18 protein-coding genes and 1 tRNA gene are annotated in these 20,867 nt (G+C 55.9%); 11 read left to right on the top strand and 8 right to left on the bottom strand.

Annotated features, from left to right (window positions below; translation table 11 throughout):
- Nucleotides 1-23: 23 nt before the first annotated feature.
- The 3 genes from U5K31_03840 to U5K31_03830 form a co-directional block, all read right to left on the bottom strand.
- Complete coding sequence (locus U5K31_03840; GenBank protein MDZ7771857.1) at nt 24-2,378, bottom strand: DPP IV N-terminal domain-containing protein; 2,355 nt, start codon at nt 2,376-2,378, stop codon at nt 24-26.
- 145 nt (nt 2,379-2,523) lie between these two features.
- On the bottom strand, nt 2,524-4,911 hold the full coding sequence (locus tag U5K31_03835) for a DPP IV N-terminal domain-containing protein (protein ID MDZ7771856.1): 2,388 nt from the start codon (nt 4,909-4,911) through the stop codon (nt 2,524-2,526).
- Between the two features lie 109 nt (nt 4,912-5,020).
- Entirely contained in the window at nt 5,021-5,548 is a 528-nt protein-coding gene (locus U5K31_03830) for a PH domain-containing protein (protein ID MDZ7771855.1), read from the bottom strand.
- 144 nt (nt 5,549-5,692) lie between these two features.
- Between U5K31_03830 and ccsA (U5K31_03825) the strand changes: the two genes are divergently transcribed.
- Genes ccsA (U5K31_03825) through truA form a run of 5 tightly spaced genes read left to right on the top strand, consistent with a single transcriptional unit; the run spans nt 5,693 to nt 10,342 of the window.
- The gene (gene ccsA, locus U5K31_03825) at nt 5,693-6,361 is read left to right on the top strand and encodes a cytochrome c biogenesis protein CcsA (GenBank protein ID MDZ7771854.1); all 669 of its coding nucleotides are present in this window, start codon (nt 5,693-5,695) and stop codon (nt 6,359-6,361) included.
- On the top strand, nt 6,358-6,639 hold the full coding sequence (locus U5K31_03820; protein ID MDZ7771853.1) for a hypothetical protein: 282 nt from the start codon (nt 6,358-6,360) through the stop codon (nt 6,637-6,639). Before ccsA (U5K31_03825) ends, U5K31_03820 begins: the two co-directional genes overlap by 4 nt.
- Nucleotides 6,636-7,037: a cytochrome c maturation protein CcmE gene (locus U5K31_03815; protein MDZ7771852.1), complete on the top strand. Its 402-nt coding sequence runs from the start codon at nt 6,636-6,638 to the stop codon at nt 7,035-7,037. Before U5K31_03820 ends, U5K31_03815 begins: the two co-directional genes overlap by 4 nt.
- 6 nt (nt 7,038-7,043) lie before the next feature.
- On the top strand, nt 7,044-9,608 hold the full coding sequence (gene ccsA, locus U5K31_03810; protein ID MDZ7771851.1) for a cytochrome c biogenesis protein CcsA: 2,565 nt from the start codon (nt 7,044-7,046) through the stop codon (nt 9,606-9,608).
- Nucleotides 9,527-10,342, top strand: coding sequence for a tRNA pseudouridine(38-40) synthase TruA (gene truA, locus U5K31_03805; GenBank protein MDZ7771850.1), 816 nt, complete (start codon nt 9,527-9,529; stop codon nt 10,340-10,342). The genes ccsA (U5K31_03810) and truA overlap by 82 nt, the downstream gene beginning before the upstream one ends.
- A gap of 140 nt (nt 10,343-10,482) precedes the next feature.
- On the opposite strand, the gene U5K31_03800 is transcribed toward truA, so the two are convergent.
- On the bottom strand, nt 10,483-11,319 hold the full coding sequence (locus U5K31_03800; GenBank protein MDZ7771849.1) for a curlin repeat-containing protein: 837 nt from the start codon (nt 11,317-11,319) through the stop codon (nt 10,483-10,485).
- A gap of 1,359 nt (nt 11,320-12,678) precedes the next feature.
- Between U5K31_03800 and U5K31_03795 the strand changes: the two genes are divergently transcribed.
- The 3 genes from U5K31_03795 to U5K31_03785 all read left to right on the top strand — a co-directional run bounded on the left by U5K31_03795 (nt 12,679) and on the right by U5K31_03785 (nt 14,687).
- A tRNA-Asn gene (locus U5K31_03795) sits at nt 12,679-12,750 on the top strand.
- A gap of 972 nt (nt 12,751-13,722) precedes the next feature.
- The gene (locus U5K31_03790; protein ID MDZ7771848.1) at nt 13,723-13,992 is read left to right on the top strand and encodes a GIY-YIG nuclease family protein; all 270 of its coding nucleotides are present in this window, start codon (nt 13,723-13,725) and stop codon (nt 13,990-13,992) included.
- A gap of 173 nt (nt 13,993-14,165) precedes the next feature.
- Entirely contained in the window at nt 14,166-14,687 is a 522-nt protein-coding gene (locus tag U5K31_03785) for a hypothetical protein (protein ID MDZ7771847.1), read from the top strand.
- A 13-nt stretch (nt 14,688-14,700) separates the two neighbouring features.
- Here the strand turns inward: U5K31_03785 and U5K31_03780 are convergent, their stop codons facing one another.
- Nucleotides 14,701-15,849: a sensor histidine kinase gene (locus U5K31_03780; protein ID MDZ7771846.1), complete on the bottom strand. Its 1,149-nt coding sequence runs from the start codon at nt 15,847-15,849 to the stop codon at nt 14,701-14,703.
- A 396-nt stretch (nt 15,850-16,245) separates the two neighbouring features.
- On the opposite strand from U5K31_03780, the gene U5K31_03775 reads away from it, so the two are divergent.
- The 3 genes from U5K31_03775 to U5K31_03765 are packed head-to-tail and all read left to right on the top strand — an operon-like array spanning nt 16,246 to nt 18,206.
- Entirely contained in the window at nt 16,246-16,914 is a 669-nt protein-coding gene (locus U5K31_03775) for a B12-binding domain-containing protein (protein MDZ7771845.1), read from the top strand.
- On the top strand, nt 16,896-17,318 hold the full coding sequence (locus U5K31_03770; protein ID MDZ7771844.1) for a cobalamin-dependent protein: 423 nt from the start codon (nt 16,896-16,898) through the stop codon (nt 17,316-17,318). Before U5K31_03775 ends, U5K31_03770 begins: the two co-directional genes overlap by 19 nt.
- A gap of 18 nt (nt 17,319-17,336) precedes the next feature.
- Nucleotides 17,337-18,206 (top strand): HAMP domain-containing sensor histidine kinase, encoded by an 870-nt coding sequence (locus tag U5K31_03765; GenBank protein ID MDZ7771843.1) that lies wholly within the window; start codon nt 17,337-17,339, stop codon nt 18,204-18,206.
- Here the strand turns inward: U5K31_03765 and U5K31_03760 are convergent.
- From U5K31_03760 to pstB, 3 genes are all read right to left on the bottom strand, one after another.
- The gene (locus U5K31_03760; GenBank protein ID MDZ7771842.1) at nt 18,184-19,221 is read right to left on the bottom strand and encodes a hypothetical protein; all 1,038 of its coding nucleotides are present in this window, start codon (nt 19,219-19,221) and stop codon (nt 18,184-18,186) included. The two genes, U5K31_03765 and U5K31_03760, sit on opposite strands and share 23 nt — an antisense overlap.
- 37 nt (nt 19,222-19,258) lie before the next feature.
- Complete coding sequence (phoU, locus tag U5K31_03755) at nt 19,259-19,936, bottom strand: phosphate signaling complex protein PhoU (GenBank protein MDZ7771841.1); 678 nt, start codon at nt 19,934-19,936, stop codon at nt 19,259-19,261.
- Nucleotides 19,937-20,025: 89 nt separating this feature from the next.
- Entirely contained in the window at nt 20,026-20,844 is an 819-nt protein-coding gene (gene pstB / locus U5K31_03750) for a phosphate ABC transporter ATP-binding protein PstB (protein MDZ7771840.1), read from the bottom strand.
- Between the last annotated feature and the right edge of the window lie 23 nt (nt 20,845-20,867).

Here is a 20,867-nt window from a genome sequence, read left to right as displayed (position 1 = left end):
TTGGTAAGCCAGTGGAGGCTGAATCAGTTGTCGGCCGGGATGTTAATGTCGATGGCGTCGGGCCGGTAGTCGCCCAGCAGGTGCTCGGCGAAGTAGCGCCAGCGCACGCGGTCGAACCACTCTCCGTGGATGCCGCCGTAGCCGTGGCGCTGGCCGGGCAGCAGCACGAAGTCGAAGTACTTGCCCTCCTGGATCAGCGCCTCAGCCATGCGGATGGTGCCGCCGGGATGCACGTTGTTGTCAATCATGCCGGTGGCCAGCATCAGGTGGCCCTCCAGGTTGGGAGCCAGCTCCTGGTTGGTTTCGATGGAGGCGTCCCATTCGGTGACGGTGCTGTCCACCTCCTCGCCGTCATCGTTCTCCACCTTGATGGTGCGGGTCTCCTTGGTGATGCCGTTGTGCACCTCGCTCCACCACTGGTTGTAGATATTGTTGTCATGGTTGCCCGAGGTGGAGACGGCCACATCGTAGAAGTCAGGGTAGGTCAGCAGGGCGGCCGTGCTCATGAATCCACCTCCGGAGTGGCCGTAGATGCCCACCCGGTCCTGGTCGATGAAGTCATGGCGCGAGGCCAGCTGTTCGATGCCGTACTTGTTGTCGGCCAGCGGGTAGTCGCGCAGGTCGCCGTAGCCGTAGTTGTGATAGTATTTCGAACGAGTCGGGCTGCCGCCGCGCTGACCCATCGCTATCACCACGAAACCCAGGTTGGCCAGGGCCTGCTGGCTGGAAAGGGAGAAATCGGTGGGGTAGGGTTCGGTCTGCGGGCCGGGGTAGCAGTAGGCGATGATGGGATAGCTCTTGGTGGAGTCGAAGTCAAAGGGCTTCCACATGACCCCGAAAATATCTGTGGCGTCGTCGTTGGCCTTTACCTTGAAACTCTCGGGGAATTTGTACCCGGCCTCCATGAGTCGACTCAGGTCGGTGGTTTCCAGCTCCATGATAATCTCCCCGTCTTCGTTGCGAAGGACACTCCGGGGGATGCTTGAAACCGTGGAGTAGTTGTCCACGAAGTAGTTCTCTTCCTCCTCCGATTCCATAATCTGGTGGTTGGCGGACTCCTCGGTCAGCCGCTCCATGCCGCTGCCGTCAAAGTTCACCCTATAGAGCTGGGAGTGGTCGGGATGCACACCCTCCTCGCGGCCGTAGCCCTCGAAGAAGAGGGTTCGTCCGGTGGTGTCCACCTTTACAATATTTCCCGCCGTGAAATAGCCCTCGGTGATCGGATTCTGAAGATTGCCCTCGGAGTCATAGAGGTAATACTGTCCCCAGCCGGTGCGTTCGGACCACCAGAGGAACTCCTCGCCACCCTCCAGTACATTCAGGTCGGTAAACTCCCAGTTGATGTAGGGCTTGGCGGTTTCGGTCCACAGCACCTCGGTCTCGCCGGTGGTGGTGTTGGCGCGCAGGATTTCCATGGTGTCGCGCGGGCGGTTCTGGCGGGTGAGGTAGATGGTGTCGGAAGAATCGCTTTCCGTGATGTTGCCCATCAACTCATCCTCCCACTCCGGCTTGTCGAACTGGATCTCCACCCCGTCCATGTTCTCGGTGCTGAAAACCCAGAGCTCGGGCTGCGGCACATGCTGGTCGCCGGGCATGGCGTACTTGTAGGTTTCCAACTCAGGACGCTCGACGCCCACATGGCGGATTACCCAGAGGTCCTCCACCTTGCGCACATCCGAACGCTGGGCCCGCAGCTTGACGCCGTCGTCAAACCACTGTACCCGGGCGTTCATGCGTTCGCCGGTGGTGTCTGACTGGTTCCATCCAAAGCTGTAGAATTTCTCACCGCTGTCGGTCAAGCGGTGCACGGTGCTGTCAGAATCAGCCCGCATCACATAGAGATCGTGGTTCTGAGCGTAGGCGATCCAGGTGCTGTCGGGGGAGTAGGTGCCCCAGTCGATGCCCTCCTCATCCTCATCATCGCGCAGGGTGTCACCGCGCACAAGATCCTGGGTGTCCACGTCGTAGCGAAGCTGGATGCTGTCCACCTGGAAGGTGAAGATCTCCTCGTCCTCGTCGTAATCAAAATCGTCCAGGTCGAGGTCCTTGTGGTTGTAGGTGCGGTTGAACATCTCGGTCAACTCGGCCGCCATGCGCTGCCGGTCGAACAGGGGGCGCTTGGTCTCCTCCTCGGCGTCCACATACCACCAGAAATTACCCTGTGAGGTTTCGTAGGAGTACCAGAAGCTGTTGGTATCCTCGATCCATTGCGGATAGACGCCGGTGCTGCCTGCCAGCTTCTGCATGTTGTCCGAGGTGAAACGCTCGGCAAGTTCGTAGTTGGCCTTGCCCTGCTGTGCGAAGGAGGGCGCGGCGATCAGGAATATCAGGATCCCCGTAAAAAGTGAAAATAGCTTCCTGCTGTGGGAGATGGTCATATGGCCTATACTGTTGGTTGGAGGTCGCTTCAATGCTAGGATTATAGTTACAAAATGACGGACATAAAAACGAAACCCTTGGCGTAAAAACATTTAAAAGGGCGTTGGAGAACCTGAGTCCGGCCCGCCCGGCGGTGCATTGGACTCAGTTGTCGGCCGGGATGTTGATGTCGATGGCGTCGGGCCGGTAGTCGCCCAGCAGGTGCTCGGCGAAGTAGCGCCAGCGCACGCGGTCGAACCACTCGCCGTGAATGCCGCCGTAGCCGTGGCGCTGGCCGGGCAGCAGTACGAAATCGAAGCTTTTACCCGCCTGGATCAGCGCCTCGGCCATGCGAATGGTGCCGGCGGGATGCACATTGTTGTCAATCATGCCGGTGGCCAGCATCAGGTGACCCTTGAGATTGGGAGCCAGTTCCATGTTGGCGTCCACGGAACCGTCCCATTCTGTGATGGTGCTGTCTACTTCCTCGCCCTCCTCGTTCTCTACTTTGATGGTTCGCGTCTCGGCGCTCACGCCGTTATGCACCTCGCCCCACCAGAGATTGTAGATGTTGTTGTCATGGTTTCCGGAGGTGGAGACGGCCACATCGTAGAAATCGGGGTAGGTCAGCAGGGCGGCCGTACTCATGAATCCACCACCCGAGTGGCCGTAGATGCCCACCCGGTCCTGGTCAATGAAGTCATGGCGCGAGGCCAGCTGCTCGATGCCGTACTTGTTGTCGGCCAGCGGATAGTCGCGCATGTCGTCGTATCCGTAGTTGTGATAGTACTTGGAGCGAATGGGACTTCCTCCGCGCTGTCCCAGCGCAACCACCACGAAGCCCAGGTTGGCCAGGGCCTGCTGGCTGGAGAGGGAGAAGTCGGTGGGGAAGGGTTCGGTCTGCGGGCCCGGGTAGCAGTAGGCGATAATGGGATAGCTCTTGGTGGAATCGAAGTCAAAGGGCTTCCACATCACCCCAAAGAGATCGGTGGCATCATCGTTGGCCTTTACCTTGAAACTTTCGGGGAAAGTGTACCCGGCCTCCATGAGTCGGCTCAGGTCGGTGGCCTCCAGCTCCATGATGATCTCCCCGTCGCTGTTGCGAAGCACACTGCGGGGTGCCGTGGAGACCGTGGAGTAGTTGTCTACGAAGAAGTCGTCTTCCTCAGAGGCAAAGACCTGGTGGTTGGCCGCCTCGCCGGTGAGCCGCTCCATGCCGCTGCCGTCAAAGTTCACCTTGTAGAGTTGGTTGTGATAGGGGTGCACGCTCTCCTCGCGGCCATATCCTCCGAAAAAGAGTGTGCGTCCGGTGGTGTCGATCTTGGTGATGTTTCCGGCGGTAAAGTAACCCTCGGTGATGCGGTTCTGCAGGTTGCCTTCCCCGTCATAAAGATAAAACTGTCCCCAGCCGGTGCGCTCGGACCACCAGATCAGGTCCTCGCCCTCGTTCAGGACGGCCAGTTGGGCGAATCGCGTATTAAAGTAAGGTTTGGCGGTTTCGGTCCAGAGCACCTCGGTTTCCCCGGTGCTGGTATTGGCTTTCAGCACGTCAATAGTGTCCCACGGGCGGTTGCGCCGGAGGATGTAGAGGTAGTCGGAGGACTCGCCCTCGTAAATGCCGCCATTGTTGAAGTAGACCCCGCCGAGGGACTCGTCTTCCCATTCGGGTTTGTCGGTATCGAGCTGAACGCCGTCCTTGGTCCCGGTGTCGAAGGCCCAGATCTCATCCTGTGGAATTTCATCCTCTCCCGGCATGGCGTATTTGTATGTCTCCAGTTGAGGACGCTCGACGCCCACATGGCGGATCACCCACAGGTCCTCCACCCGTCGCCAGTCCTGGCGCTTCACCCAGAGTTTTTCTCCATCCTCGAACCATTGGGCGATCGAACGCACGCGCTCACCGGAAGAGCTGGTGTCTTCCTCGTCAGCCGCAAAACTGTAGAAGCGCTCTCCGGACGTGGTGAGTTGGTATTCGGTGCTGTCAGGATCGTCAGCCTCCATCAGGTAGAGATTGTGGTCGCGGGCGAATGCGATCCAGGTGCTGTCGGGCGAATAGGTGGCCCAGGGCAGGTTTTCATCCTCTTCGTCCTCCCGCAGGGTGTCCCCGCGGACCAGCTCCTGGGTGTCGATGTCGTAGTGAAGCCGGATGCTGTCCACCCGAAAGGTGAAGGTCTCCTCGTCCACATCGTAGTTAAACTCGTCCAGATCGAGGTCCTTGTGGTTATAGGTGCGATTGAACATCTCGGTCAGCTCGGCCGCCATGCGCTGCCGGTCGAAAAGGGGACGCTTGGTTTCCTCCTCGGCGTCAACATACCACCAGTAGTTGCCTTCCTGGGTCTCGTAGGTGTACCAAAAATCGTTGGTTTCGTCAATCCATCGCGGCCATACAGAGGTGCTTCCCGTCATTTTCTGCATGTTGTCAGAAGTGAAGCGCTCCGCCAGTTCATAGTTGGCTTTGCCCTGCTGGGCGGTGGCCGGTTGGGCGCCGAATAGGAGTGCCAGGGTACACGCCAGACCGATGACCAGCTGCTTGCCGTAATGAATGGAGTTCATAGTAGGTAGTTTGGATTCCGTGTCGCGTTGATATCCTATAGCTATAGGTACAAAATGGGGGGATTAAAAACCAAGGGAGGGGCGTAAAAAGATTTTAACCGGGAAACGGCTACTCGAAGTGCCGCCGTTCCTCGTTGAAGTCGCGGTCGGAGATAAGACCCTGCTGCCATAAACCAGTCAGGTAGTCCATACGGTCCATGGAGCCCGGTTCGCGATCGGGTTCGGGAGATTTTCTCTCCTCCTGCTGCCTCATTGCTTCTCGCAGGGTGGCCGCCGCCTCCTCGATGGCAGCTTTCAGTGAGGCGGGATTTTCCATGCCCACCATCACCATTTCGGAGCTTCCCGTCTCCAGCACCAGGTCTCCCGTCCCCAGCCAGCGCTGGAAGCCGGTCTGCCGCAGTCGCACCTCCTCGATGTTGCTGAGGTCGAGGGTCTGGTGGTAGCGGACGTCGATGGACGATATCTGACGGTCGGTAATGCGGTAGCGTCGGGCCTTCTGCTCCTTCCAGGTCTTCCAGATCAGCCATGCGCCCAGTCCCAGCAAGGGCAGGAGCAGCACGCCTAGCAGGTACCGGTGGGCGAACCGCTGCCAGACCGGGGAGAGGTTTATGGATTTGGATTCGGGGCTTCGGTCCATGGAATTCCTCTCGCTTCGAAAGGCGTTCGAATAACGGTATCAATATAGGAGAATTCGCCGGATTATTTAACTAATGTTTCCATGTCATTCTTCGTATATTGCCACGCCTGGAAACGCCCTGCGGGATACACCAAACGATCCCTGATGAGTCTCAAACCCTGGAAATACCTGGTAGCTGTCTGGATGACGGCCGTGATTACCGCTGGATTCCTTATACCCATTCCCGACATCCCCATTCTGGAACAGTCGGCCCGCAATCTCTTTTTGCACGTACCCATGTGGTTCACCATGGCCGTCTGTTTCGGGGCCGGGCTGATCTACAGCATCCGGTATCTCAATGCACCCTCGCCCGTCCTCGACCGCAAAGCCTCTTCCGCCAATCTTGTAGGTATCCTGTTCGGGGTGTGCGGTCTCCTGACCGGCGCCGTATGGGCCCGTTTCACCTGGGGAACGTGGTGGACCTTCGCCGAGCCCCGGATGAATCTCTCAGCTCTGGCCATGATGATTTATGTAGCCTACTTTGTGTTGCGGACTGCCTTCGAAGATCCGCAGAAAAGGGCCAAACTTTCGGCGGTCTACAACGTTTTCGCGGCCGCCACCATCCCCTTTCTACTCTACATCATTCCCCGACAGCTGCCCAGCCTGCACCCCGGGGCGGAAGGAAATCCGGCCTTCAGTGAAATCACGGCACCGGAACTGCGGTACATTTTCTATCCCGCAGTGGTGGGTTTCATCGGGCTCTCGGTCTGGCTGGCCGAGCTGCTTAACCGCTACAAACACGTGAATGCACAACTGGAAGGAAGGGAAGCATGATTTTGTTGTTTCTTACACGTCTGACAATACAACAGGATTCGGCCGAGGCCGTTGACACTCTCACCACAAGTTACGGCAACAAGTGGGAGGGAGCTGCCGGACTTGAGCAGTCGGGCGCTTTCATACAGGCCATGGGCTCCAACGACCTTATTTTCGTAGTGCTGGCCGTAAGCCTGATCATCTGGCTGGTGCTGCTTTTTTTCCTGGTGCGCCTGGACCGGAAGGTGAGCACCCTTGAACAGAACCTGAACGACAAGCAACCAAGCGGCGACCTATGAAACCCAAACTAATCATCGGACTGCTCTGCATAGTAGGCTTTACTTCCCTGCTGATGTACAATTTCGGCAACAGCATCAGCACCTACGTCAATTTCCAACAGGCCCAGGACATGGAGGGCGCCCACGTGGTGGGGACCTGGGAGGATTCACGTGACTATGGCTTTTCCATGGAAGAGAAGCAGTTCTCCTTTTACATGAAGGACGAGGAGGGCAATGTCCGGCGTGTGGTCTATCCCAAGCCCAAGCCCAACAACTTCGAACAGGCCGACCGCCTGGTGGTCATCGGATCCATGCAGAACGGCGTATTCTACGCAAACGACATGCTGATGAAATGCCCATCCAAGTACAACACCGTGGATGCCGCAGAGGTATCCGGAACGCAGACCCTAGAGAGCTGACCCTCCATGCTCGGCACCATCGGTGAAGTACTTATTAACGCCTCCTTCCTGAGCGTAGTCCTGGCGGCGGTGGCCTACTATCGCTGTTCTTCCGGGGGAGGGGATCGCTGGTTCCGGCGTGCCAACTGGCTATTCGCTGCCCACGGGTTCTTCCTGCTGGCCGCCTCCGGTATTCTGCTGCATCTCATCCTCACGCACCAGTTTAACTACTACTACGTATTCAAATACACCTCTTCGGATCTTCAGCTCCGCTACCTGGTCTCCGCTTTCTGGGGCGGGCAGGAGGGAAGTTTCATGCTCTGGATTCTCTTTTCCTTCCTGATGGGGGCGGGACTGATGAAGTGGACGCGCAAGTCGTACCGGGGACCGGTGCTCTTCTTCCTGGCCCTGACCCAGGTTTTCCTGATGTCTATGGTCGCCGGCATTCCCATAGGCGACTGGACCATGGGCGCCTCCCCTTTCCGCACCCTCGCCGAGGCCATGCCCAACGCACCCTTTATTCAGACCAATCCCGATTTTGTGCCCTCCGACGGCCAGGGGCTCAACGACCTGCTGAAGAGCCCGTGGATGATGATCCACCCGCCCATCCTTTTTCTGGGCTTCTCCATGATGACCATTCCCTACTGCTTTGCCATGGCCGCGCTCTGGAAGCGCCGCTACAACGAGTGGGTGGGACCCGCCCTGCCGTGGACCCTCGGCGCCAATGTGGCACTGCTTACCGCCATTTTCCTGGGCGGATACTGGGCTTATGTGACCCTCTCCTTCGGAGGATACTGGGCCTGGGACCCGGTCGAGAATGCCTCCCTGGTGCCCTGGCTGCTGGGAACGGCCGGCATCCACACCATGATCATCCAGCGCAAGAGCTCCACCTCACAGAAGGCCTCCATCATTTTCGCGCTGCTGGCCTACGTGGCTATCGTCTACGAGACCTTCCTTACGCGCTCGGGCATACTCTCTGACGCCTCGGTGCACAGCTTTGTGGACCTGGGCCTCTACAATCAGCTTGTGGCCTTCATGGCCGTGGTCACCTTCATCGGGCTGGGCATGTTCTTCTACCGCTACCGGGATCTGCCCTCGCAGGACCGCGAGTCGAAAATCCTGAGCCGCGAGTTCATGACCTTTGCCGGGGCCATGGTGCTCTTTTTGCTGGGACTGGTCATTATCCTGGGCACCAGCTCGCCCATCATCGGCCGCCTGTTTACCGTCAGTCCCACACCTCCCGAAATAAGCTTCTACAACGACTGGACCATGCCCCTTGCCATCATTGCGGCTATCCTTACCGTATTTGGGCAGTTTCTCTTCTGGAGCCGTCAGACCGCCGAGAGCCTGGCCGACGAGCTGACCTGGCCTGTGGCAGCCACCTGCGTGCTGACCCTGGCCAGCATTATGCTGGGTAACGTACGTGATATCTATTACATGGTCTACATCCTGGCCGGCTGGTTTGCCCTTGTGGGCAACGGGGTGATCATGTACCGCCTGCTTCGCCAAAATTCCAAACTTATAGGGGGTGCGCTCTCGCATACGGGATTCGCCCTGTTGATGCTGGGCATTCTGGCCTCTTCCGCCTACAATGAGCACCTGCTCGATCCCACCATGGCCGGCTTCAACGCCGCTGTTGATCAGGGCACGGCCGTGGGCGCCGACGGGCTTCCCGCCACGCAGAAACGAAACTTCTTTCAGCTTCGGCTCAACGAGTCGAAGGTGGTCAACGACAAGTACCGGGTGACCTACGAGGGATATACGCTGCGGGGGCAGACGCGAACGGGCCAGCAGGAGTACCGCATCAAATTTGAGCCTGCCGACGGGGAGGGGCGCCAGTTCTACCTGACCCCGGAAGTCTATCCCATGCTCTCCTCTTCCAGCGGCGCCAACATACAGTGGTCGGTGGATCCTGATGTGCGTACCGGACTGCTAAGCGATATCTACCTCTACGTGTCCGGTAGCTCCTATGTGGAGCGCAAAAACAGGCAGGCCGAAGAGCAGCAGCGTCGCATGAGCCAGGGTTCCGGCGCGGCTGGTGGGACTGGCGGTTTGGCAGGAAATATGGCCGACTCTCAACAGGATACCCCGGCTGACACTACTGAAGCCGACAGCATGCAGACGCAGACTCTCAGTCTAAGCCGGGGGAGCACGGTAACGGTGGGCAGCTTCGAAATCGCTTTCAACAACTACCGCCAGGTGCCCGAAGGCGAGCTGGACCTTCCCGACAGCACCATGATCGCGGTGCGAGCACAGCTCGACGTAACCGATCGGGCCACCAACAGTACGGCCAGCCTGCAGCCCCTTTTCGCCATCTACAACAAAGACGGTCAAAGCTGGTCCTACGCCCCGCCCGTGACCATTCCCGGTACAGGGGACGTGAGCATTCAGTTCAGCAACGTCAAACCCGAATCCGGGGAGATTGAACTCACCATCCGCGGCCTCGATGAGACCTACCAGGAGGAGTGGGTGCTGCTGGTGGCTGAGGAGAAGCCCTTGATATCTGTCGTGTGGCTTGGGACCTTCGTGCTGATGGCCGGCTTCAGCGTCTCCATCATGCGACACTGGTTGCGCGAGCGGGAGAAGAGCTGACCCGCTACAAATGCTATATCGAGTACGAGGGCACCCGCTACAAAGGCTGGCAGCGGCAGCCGGGTAGCCGTACCGTAGAGGAGGAGATTGAGGAGGGTCTCAGCCAGATTCTGCAACAGCAGATCGACCTTGTGGGGCAGGGGAGGACCGACCGGGGCGTGCACGCCGAGGCGCAGATAGCTCATGCCGACCTGCCCGACGATGCCGACCCTGAAAAACTCCAGTTCGGATTGCTGGGCGTGCTGCCGCGCGACATCGCCGTCTGGAGGATGGAGAAGGTGGACACGGACTTTCACGCCCGTTTCCACGCCCGGTCGCGCACCTACCGCTACCAGATATTGCGGCGACCCTCGCCGCTGCTCGACCGCTTTGCCACGCGCGTCATGGACCACCTCGACCTTGAGAAGATGCTGCACTGCGCGGAGTACATCCACGGGGAGCACGATTTCGAGACCTTTACCAAGTCCGATCCCGATGGCGAGTCCAACACCCGCTGCGAGATTCTCGCCTCCGACATGGAGTGGGACGATACCCTGATCACCTGGCGGATCACCGCCAACAGATTTCTCCGGCACATGGTACGCAGGTTGGCCGGAACCGTTATACAGGTGGGACAGGGAAAGCGAACATACGAGGAATTCAGCGCAATGGTAGATAAGCCCAACAAAAACAGGGGCGGGCACGGGGCCAAGGCCAGGGGATTGATTTTGGAGAGCGTGGAGTATGGTACGTAGATAACGACGAGACCGGTTTGCCACGAGGAGTTTAGCTCCGGATTTGTTTTGGCCGAGAATGTTTGTCCGGTTGGAGAGGGACAAAAAAGGAAAGCACCCCATTCAAGGGATGCTTTCTCAAATCTTTTTTCCTATTCAAATTAGTTGGAATTGACTACGGCGGAGTTGCTGAAGCCGGTCTGATTGATATCCGTCGAGTTACCGGGTGTTGTCCAGGTAACTTTTGCGGAATTTTGATTGGAGATCTGGCTGATGTCAAGCACGCCGCCATAACCGTTGGCGAATAGTCTTGCTGTATTGAGCGTGCCGTTCTGGTAGGTTACGTAGGATTCGCCCGGACCGTCGTGTCCGACATTTTCCAGTATGGAAACATTTTGATCACCGAACTGCCGCTGGTTCGAGGAGGCGTATCCGAAGTTGGCTCCGTCCATTATTGCACGGTTGTTGTTGCCGACTTGTTTCTGGAAGACATCCGCGTTCTTTGAATTACCGGACGTCTTGGCAACGTTGGAGAAGCCATTCTGGCGCTGTTCCGCAGAGTAACTGTTTTTACCACTCATCGTGGCGAAGTTCTGGTTACCTTGCTGAACCTGCGTCAGGGCTGTTCCAAGGTTGCTTCCAATGTTTCCATTCGGGTTAATTACAGCTCTGTTGTGGTTGCCAAGCTGAACTTGCTTGGTAGTCGAGCTTCTGTAGTTCTTACGCGATCCGTTGGCAATCGCGGTGTTATGGTATCCGATCTGTCGAATAGTGGACTCGATGATGCCGGTTTCGCCAGGATTGCTGCTCTGATTGATGATGGCAGTGTTTACGCCTACGCCTTTCTGAGTGACAGTGGCGATATTGGCTTCTCCTGACTGATCGACAATGGCATCGTTATTATCGGATGCCTGGGTAATGTCGGTTTCGTTATTCTGCGCGATTGCCATGGAACTGGCAAAAAGCAGAACAAAACATAGCATTATTAAGCGTCTCATAGTATTACTCCTATGATTTATTCGGATTGGTGTAACTAGCTGAGATTTATTAATCCGCCCTCGCGGAATCCCAGTGGGGTTATTCCCCGGATGAAAAAGGAGCAAAACAGGGAAAAAGAGGAGCCCGTTGAACAACTCGTTCAGTAACTATACCTTGCTAAGATATATACCTACTATAGGTCTTTATACGGGCGGTACCAGGGTGTCGACCCTTCTCCGAAGCCTTGAGGCTTTGGAGAAGTTCTCTGGTGCTGCCTCCTTTATTTGTTCAGCTCCCGATTTCTTGTTGCAATTGCGTGAAAGTTCGCATGGGTCGTTACCGTTTTCTATACTTATTTTCCTTTAGATCTTACGGTGATATCGATTTCAGAGTGCATTTTGTATTCGAAAAAACGCAAAGAAATCCCTGTATAAGTCGGCTGTGATTCCATTGAAACCTGCCGTGTCAGCTCAGACGGCTGCCGGCATGTTGCGTAGGGAGTGAGAAAGGGTATCTGGCCGTGAGAAATCAGGTCCAAAATCTAAACTGTATCTTATTTAGCTACAAGAAATATGATTCTTGTCGCCGACCTGCCCTCCGGCAAACATCTAACAGAGAATGTAGATTCAACGAATCATTTTAGTATCCTCTGCGGAGTGATATGCTATCGATATAGAGCGCTGAGAGGCGAAATGCAACAGTTTCTATTCGAAACTCCCTCATGATTCTAGATTATTTTTGAATGAAGCGCTCTTTAGATTTTGTTCTTTTTCAATATCAAAGATAGAGCTATAAATATCAAATAGTTAGTGATTAAAATGCGTTAATATTTTTTTGCAGCAGGTACAAGCCTATAATCCTCATAGCTTATATTAGGTTCTATTGGACGGTTGAAGGAAACTAGACCAGGAATTCATCGATAAAGATTGGAAAAAATCCTTGACTTACGTTCCCTCTAGTGGTTATATTCGGGTTCTCAATTCCTCGGTAGCTGAGCGGAGAGGCAATCGGCGTTATTCCGACGGTGTGGAACGGCGTCAATCGCGCTACCGGAAGTTGACCTACTGTTATTTATTCCTCGGTAGCTCAGCGGCAGAGCAATCGGCTGTTATCGAGTCGCGGCGAGCTACCGGAAGTTGACAGTACTGTATCGGAGCTATCGGGAAGCGAATCCGCTATTTCATTCGGTAGCTCAGCGGCAGAGCAATCGGCTGTTATCCCGACGATGTCGGGACGGCGTTCGAATCGCAGCTACCGGAAGTTGACATACTGTTATTTATTCCTCGGTAGCTCAGCGGCAGAGCAATCGGCTGTTATCCCGACGATGTCGGGACGGCGTTCGAATCGCAGCTACCGGAAGTTGACATACTGTTATTTATTCCTCGGTAGCTCAGCGGCAGAGCAATCGGCTGTTAACCGATGGGTCGGCGGTTCGAATCCGCCCCGGGGAGCGAAGCCCTGCTTACTCCTGTGAGCAGGGCTTTTTTTACATATGGTCAATAGATGACCAATAATTTGTGAGCAGAGTAATCGGCTTGTTATCCCGACGATGTCGGGACGGCGGTTCGAATCCGCCCCGGGGAGCGAAGCCCTGCTTACTCCTGTGAGCAGGGCTTTTTTTACATATGGTCAATAGATGACCAATAATTTGTGAGCAGAGCAATCGGCTTGTTATCCCGACGATGTCGGGACGGCGGTTCGAATCCGCCCCGGGGAGCGAAGCCCTGCTTACTCCTGTGAGCAGGGCTTTTTTTACATATGGTCAATAGATGACCAATAATTTGTGAGCAGCGTAATCGGCTTGTTATCCCGACGATGTCGGGACGGCGGTTCGAATCCGCCCCGGGGAGCGAAGCCCTGCTTACTCCTGTGAGCAGGGCTTTTTTTACATATGGTCAATAGATGACCAGAATTTGTGAGCAGAGCAATCGGCTTGTTATCCCGACGATGTCGGGACGGCGGTTCGAATCCGCCCCGGGAGTCGAAGCCCTGCTTACTCCTGTGAGCAGGGCTTTTTTTACATATGGTCAATAGATGACCAATAATTTGTGAGCAGAGTAATCGGCTTGTTATCCCGACGATGTTGGGACGGCGGTTCGAATCCGCCCCGGGAAGCGAAGCCCTGCTTACTCCCGGCGAGCAGGGCTTTTTTTACATATGGTCAATAGATGACCAATAATTTGTGAGCAAGAGCAATCGGCTTGTTATCCCGACGATGTCGGGACGGCGGTTCGAATCCGCCCGGGGAGCGAAGCCCTGCTTACTCCTGTGAGCAGGGCTTTTTTTACATATGGTCAATAGATGACCAATAATTTGTGAGCAGAGCAATCGGCTTGTTATCCCGACGATGTCGGGACGGCGGTTCGAATCCGCCCCGGGGAGCGAAGCCCTGCTTACTCCTGTGAGCAGGGCTTTTTTTACATATGGAGCATGTGCTGTACATATTGCGATCGGAAGTCCGTGAGAGCTACTACGTGGGTCTTACCAATGATCTGGAGCGTCGATTGTACTTCCACAACCACGGTCGGCAAGGCCATACCCGCCGTTACCGCCCGTGGAATGTGGTCTACCAGCACTCGTTTGATAGCCGGGAGGAGGCACAGGAAGCAGAACAAAAAATAAAGAGCTGGAAAAGCAAGGTTATGCTTCGCCGGCTGATTCATGGAGAGATTGTGCTGACCGATTACCTGTAAGCAGTGCATTCGGTACTTGAATACTGGTAGCATGGAGCCCTGGGGGTCGTTATGTCACAGCTACCGCAGAATACCGGGCCTGGGGATTAGGGGGGACTTTGGATTGACGGGCGATCTGTGCATATTCTTCCACATCCCTCAAACAAGTTCTACATACGCCAATTATTCCACCCATGAAAAACCTGATCGCCCCCCTGATTATATGTTTCCTGATCGCTCCCGGACTGGCCTTTGCGCAGGACAGCACGCCAACTCCCTACGACCTGACCACCATTGACGGGGTTCTGGAGGCGCTTTACGGCTCCATTTCCGGAGAGCAGGGCGAGGCGCGCGACTGGGACACTTTCCGCCAGCTTTTCCGCGACGGAGCCCAGCTAATTCCCACAGGAGAGAATGAGGGCAGGTTCACCACGCGTTACCTTACGCCCGAACAGTATATCGAGCAGTCAGGTCCCTACCTGGTCGAAAACGGTTTCATCGAGGAGGAAATTCACCGCGAGGTGCATCGTTTCGATCCCATCGCCCAGGTCTTCAGCACCTACACCTCGCGCAATTCGGCGGACGGCCCCATCATCGCCCGCGGCATCAACAGTATTCAGCTCCTGCATGACGGCGAACGCTGGTGGGTGGTCAACATCTACTGGGCCTCCGAAGGGGAGGGGCGCCCCATTCCCGAGGCCTTCGACAACCGCTGACTACAGGCCGTATTCAGCGGAGGTGCGCATTCCCGGTTCCCTTGACGTCCTGCCTGGTGAATTCCAGAGTGAATCGTACCCCTTCTTCGACGTTACGGTAGGTGTAGTCACCTTCCAGCTGGGCGGAGAGCGTTTGAATGAGCTGTATGCCCAGAGAGTCGGTTACTGGACTTTCACCGTTGTCCGGAAATCCTCCCCCGTTGTCTACTATACGCAGGAACACCCTGGAGTCCTTCTCCTGCAGGGAAACATGTAGCATGCCCCAATCCCGCCCTTTGAAGGCATGCTTGACGGCATTGGTGACAACCTCGTTGATGATCAGCGATAAGGGAATGGCCTGGTTGATGTTCAGGACGACGGGCTGAAGTTTGCAGTCAACTTCGATTTCGAGGGAGGATGTCACCGTCGCGGTAATCTGGTTGACCAGCTTGCGGATATTTTGGTTCACTTCCAGCCTGGAGAAACTGTTGGAGCGATAGAGAAGCTCATGGATGGTGCCCATGGTCTTGATGCGGCCTATACTTCCTCTCAATTTCTGGTGTAGGCCGGGATCCTCCTCATCCATTGCCTGAAGCTCCAGCATGCCGGATACGATGGCCATGTTGTTTTTCACGCGGTGATGGATCTCCATGAGCAGGGTCTCCTTTTCCGAGAGCGACTCCCGCAGCATGCTTTCTGCCTGTTCCTGGTCGGTGAACGCGGTCTCAAGTCCTTCAAAAAGTTTCGGAAACAAAAATACCGCGGTGCCGCTGAGGAACACCAGGTTGGAGGAGACGCCGATCCAGGAGTCCAGCTGGTACTGCTGTAATAAGGCGTGGCCGGCGAAGCCGAAATATATGGCAACCCCCAGGATGAGACAGACCAAGGTATTAAGCGCCAGGGCGCTGTACCCGTAAACACGATCCAGCGTAAGCAGTACGAAGATAGTGATCGTCAACTGGTAGAGTAGTCCGGGCCCATGGGAACCCAGGTAATAGAGAAGTACGACGGCTACCAAATATAGCGCGGCGTTAAAAATAAGCTTACGCTGGATGAGGGAGATGCCAGGATGGAAGGCCACCCAAAGGATGGATGCGACGGCGAGAACGTCGGCCGCCAGCATGCCCATAAATCCCATCTTCCAGGCCATGTGAATGCCGGGAACCAGGGCAACCAGGCTCATGGGTATAATATAGGTGACGGTAACGGCGAAGAGCTGGTTCTTCCAGTACCGTACGGAGTTACGGGGTACGCCCGCTTCGGTGCAGTTTCGAAAAACCGTTTTTTTATATTGGTTCCAAATCGCTCTCAATCGTCACTCCCATCCATTCGGGGTACGGCTCTTCTTATATTCTCTTTGCCCTCCTGCCTCTTATCGGCAAGGCGACCCCGCAAATTTAAATGTAGGACTGCATTTTCTGACCAGATAATTAAAAGAAATTACCATTAAAATTTCTTAATTTAAACCTTGAAATAGGAGAGTGCCACCCACGCATTCAACCTTGCCAGAGCAAGACGGGTACTTCTTACAGTTGGAGGATCTGTCTGGCACGCTTTAATGACCGCAGGTAACCAGCCTATGCACGATCAAGGTATTCATCTATCCCGCAACCGTATGCAAAGTCTCCTGCTGGAGGAGCTGGAAGGGATACGGGGAGGTGATATCTGGAGTACAGACATCAGTATCGGCTTTGAGGAGTACATGGAGCTGTTCCTGCGGCAGTTCTATGAAGCTTACGCGTTAGGCGTACCCGGTATGTTCGCCGATTTTCTCCACTGGTCCCGCAGCCTTATCAAACATCACGGCATGAAACCGTCCCGCATGAACAATTTCTGTGAGGCGTTCGAAAGGGTGCTGGAAAAGAGCGGTGAGACCGCCCCAAACCATCCACTGGAATTTTTCCAGAAGGAGTGCAGTCGTGAATCCGGTGAGGAGGACGCAGGCAGATCCCACCTGGAGGGAGACGACCCGTTGAGGGACGTCAGAAAAGACTTTTTCGAATCCCTGCTGGGCGGTGACCGCCGGCGCGCCGGCGAGCTTGTAGACGGAGCGGTCGAGGAAGGCACGTCCGTAAAAAACCTTTACACGAAAATTTTCCAACCCAGCCTGTACGAAGTGGGCCGTCTTTGGCAGCTGAATCAGATCAACGTGGCACAAGAGCACTATTGCAGCGCCGCTGTTCAGTCTCTTATGTCGCAGCTCTATCCCTTATCTTTAGCACGAACAGGGTGGGAAAGACTCTTGTAGCTACTGCCGTGGGAGGGGAACTGCACGAAATAGGGATCCGCATGGTGGCGGATTTTTTCGAGATGGAGGGATGGGATACCTATTACCTGGGTGCCAACTGCCCGACGGACGACCTGTTTGAGGAGGTTCGCAGCCGAAAGGCGGATGTACTGGCGCTCTCCGTGACCATGCACCAGTCGCTGGGCACTGCCCGGGAAATTCTTCGGCAGCTGGAAAACGAACAAGACCTGGAACCATGCCGGGTCATCGTAGGAGGGAAACCATTCATGCAATTTCCTGGATTGTGGAAAGATATTGGGGCAGATGCGTGGGCACCCGAACCCGAGGCGGCGGTCCGCACGGCGAATGAGCTTATTCAAGGCGGACCGGAGCGGGTGGCGACAAGAACCGGGAATATCCTGTAAAGGAAAGCGAATTTTTCCATGGACGAACGCAACAAGAACCGTGAGGAGAGGGACACGGACCAGAGCAATTCCCGCGCGCTGTACGAGGAGATGACCAAGCTTAACAACGAGCTGGCCATGGCCCAGCGGAAGCTGGCCAAGAAGACCAGCCAGCTTGAGCGGATTAACGAGCAGAAGAATATGATGCTCGGTATGGCGGCCCACGACCTGAGAAATCCCCTGTCCGCCATCCTTGGATTTTCATCCCTGTTGCTGGAGGATCACGAGGAGAGCGGCTGCTTTACCGATCAGCAGCTGGATTTCATTCGTGAGATTCACTCTTCCAGCAAACTCATGCTGCACATGGTCGAGGACATGCTCGATATCTCGTCCATCGAATCGGGCAAGGTCGAAATAAACCGGCAGGAGGTGGACCTGGTGGATTTGATGAGGCACACGGCTTCTCTCTACCGGGGGGAGAGTGATAAAAAAGGTATAGCCTTATGCCTGCAGCTGACGGATGAACCCAGGCGCATCGAGGCGGACCGTCACAAGCTGGTGCAGGTTCTCAACAACCTGCTGTCCAATGCCATCAAGTACTCGGAGTCCGGCACCACGGTTACGCTGGGCATGCACGAGGAAAAGGCGAATGACAGCGTCACCTTTTTTGTGCGGGACGAAGGCGTAGGCATTTCCGAAGAGGATATAGATAAGCTTTTCCAGCCTTTTGCCAAGCTGAAGTCACGTCCCACCGCCGGTGAACGGAGTACCGGACTGGGACTGGCTATCACCCGCAAGATTGTGCAGGCACATGGGGGACGTATCCGGGTGGAGAGCGAGGTGGGTCGCGGGAGCACCTTTTACGTAAGCCTTCCGACGGGCGGTGCTAGAAACGATAGTAGAGGGTAAGCCTCGGGATAAAATCGCTGTCGGGCTGGACCTCCTGGTCGTTTTCGCTGTAGAATACGGCTTCGAAATTGGGAATGAGGTGAATGTCTTCTTCCAGCCGGACATCCAGGCCGCCAATGAGTACGGTGGGGCTGGCCATATTGCTGTAGGGCAGATAGGAGGTGTTTTCCCCCGCCGGATTGGGGTTAAACAAACGGTCCACCCGCACCAGACCGGTGACTCGGTCGGAGAAATCACCGCGCGCGAAAACCGAAACAAGCTTTATCTCCAGGTTCTCGCCGGACGTGGCGCCCCGCCGGTACTGCCGGGTGAAGTGAGCACCCGCCTGAAAGGACTCGCCCTGGTAACCGGCAAAAGCCTGCAGGGTGGTCCAGTATCGGTCCCCGGCAAAGTCGTTGTAGTCGCCGTAGACCTCAACCACCAGTTCAGGGGTCAGCTCGTAACTCAGGGAGAGCATCGCCTTCTTTCCGCGGTCCACCTCCGTGCGGTTGCTCACCCCGTTGCCCACCATGGCGTGGTAGCTGAATCGGCCTTCCTCTCCGAGAGTGCCTTTGGCCGAGAGTCCGAAATCGCGGGAGGCGCCCATGCCGTGAAGGTCCACCGCGGTTTTTTCCACCGCACGGTAGCCCCAGACGTCCTCCACCAGCGCAAGGGTGGGCGGGGAGGAGATGCCTGCCGTGAGCTGATGGCCCTTGGAACTCCACCGCAGCCAGGCGTCCTTGACTACGGGCTCCAGTTTGGCGTTGGAGATGAAGTTGCCGGGATTGTCCATCTCCAGACGAAGGCGGCTGCTGAAGTTGCCCGCCATGTCGCGGTCGTAGGTGAGATAGATGCGCCGGAACCAGAAGCCGTTACGCCCTTCCAAGCTCTCGTTGTGGTTGGCGGCCACCCAGTAGTAGTCCATGTAGGCCCGGCCGCTGAGGGTGCCGCTTTCGCCTACCGATACCTGGGCGTCGGCGGCCAGGGGTGCCAGCAAGAGGGTTATAAACAGACCGAACAATGCCGAAGATCTCATGGGAGAGGTGTTTTGGTTGGGTATGGATTGGTGGTGATCAAGGACTGTTCCGGTACTTCTTTTTCTTGTGCTTGAGCACCTTGGCCTCCAGGTAAAATACGATCTCCTCGCCGATGTTCTTCACAAGGTCGCCCACCCTCTCCAGTTTGCGGATTATGGAGAAGAGGTAGAGGTAGCGCTGAATGCGTTCGGGATCCTCCCGGATCAGTTGCGAGGTTATCTTAGAGGCGTCGCGGTTGATTTCGTTAAGGGTCTCGTCCATGACAAGCACCTTGCGCGCCTGCTTGGAGTCTTCCGCATCGAAGGCCTCGACCACATGTTCCAGCATGCGTATGGCCATATCGTACATCTCGTCCAGGCGCATCTGCCGCATGTGATCCTCGTCCATGGGACCGTCCATGTCAGTCAGATAGCCCGCGATGCTGTAGGCGTGGTCGCCCAGCCGCTCCAGATCGGAGTTGATCTTGAAGCAGGCGATGACAAAGCGCAGATCGATGGCCACAGGATTGAAAAGGGCGAGGATGTTTTCGCAGTCCCGGTCGATCTTGAGCTCAAGGGCGTCCACTCTCCGCTCGTCGGCGCGTATCTCCACGGCCAGGTCCTTGTCAAAGTTCCGGATGGCCTCGCGGCCTTTCTCCAGTTGTCCGCCGACCAGGTGCATAAGCTCCTGTATGTCTTCGTTCAGGAGCCGTAATTCGGTATCCAGGTGTGACATGGTGTATGGTGTATGCTGTGTGCTGAATCGCTATTTCAGGTGACTGTCTCGTGGGACGCCGGCTGCAGGCGTTTGGGCCGCAGGGCTGATCAGCCGAAGCGCCCGGTAATGTAGTTTTGGGTACGGTCTTTTTCGGGTGAGGTAAAGAGCTTACGTGTACGGTCGAACTCCACAAGCTCACCCATATATAGAAAGGCAGTATAGTCGCTGATCCTTCCCGCCTGCTGCATGTTGTGGGTAACCACAGAGATAGTATAATGCTTTTTTAGCTCGTAAATAAGATCCTCGATCTTGTCGGTGGAGATGGGATCCAGGGCGGAAGTGGGCTCGTCCATGAGCAGCACCGAGGGTTTTACCGCCAGGGCGCGTGCAATGCACAGCCGCTGCTGCTGTCCCCCGCTCAGGGTGAGGGCCTGCTTGCCCAGGTTGTCTTTTACCTCATCGAAGAGCGTCGCCTGTTTGAGCGACTCCACCACGCGCTCCTCGATGAGCTGCTCATCCTTGATGTGCTGAATTCGAAGCCCGAAGGCCACGTTCTCGTAGATGGATTTTGGGAAGGGATTGGGTTTCTGAAAGACCATTCCCACCGTTTTCCGGAGCACCTCCACTCTGACGTCCTCATCGTAGATGTTATTCCCGTCCAGCAGTATGTCGCCGTTCATGCGGAACCCGTCAATGTTATCGTTCATGCGGTTGAACAGCCGCAGGAAGGTGGACTTGCCGCATCCCGAGGGACCGATGAAGGCGGTCACCGAATGCTCCTTGATGTCCATGCTGATGTTGCGGATGGCCTGGAAATCACCGTAGAAGACGTCGATGTTGCGTGCACGCAACTTGTAGGTTTTCTCCCTGATGGAGGGGGCGTCGGTACCCGGCTTGTTTTTTCTGGGCGTATCGAGGTCAATCATGGTTTTACAAAATTATTGGAAGT

Source organism: Balneolaceae bacterium (assembly GCA_034521445.1).
GTDB lineage: Bacteria > Bacteroidota > Rhodothermia > Balneolales > Balneolaceae > JAXHMM01.
The sequence above is the reverse complement of the archived record's forward strand: the minus strand, read 5'-3'. Positions and strand labels throughout refer to the sequence as shown.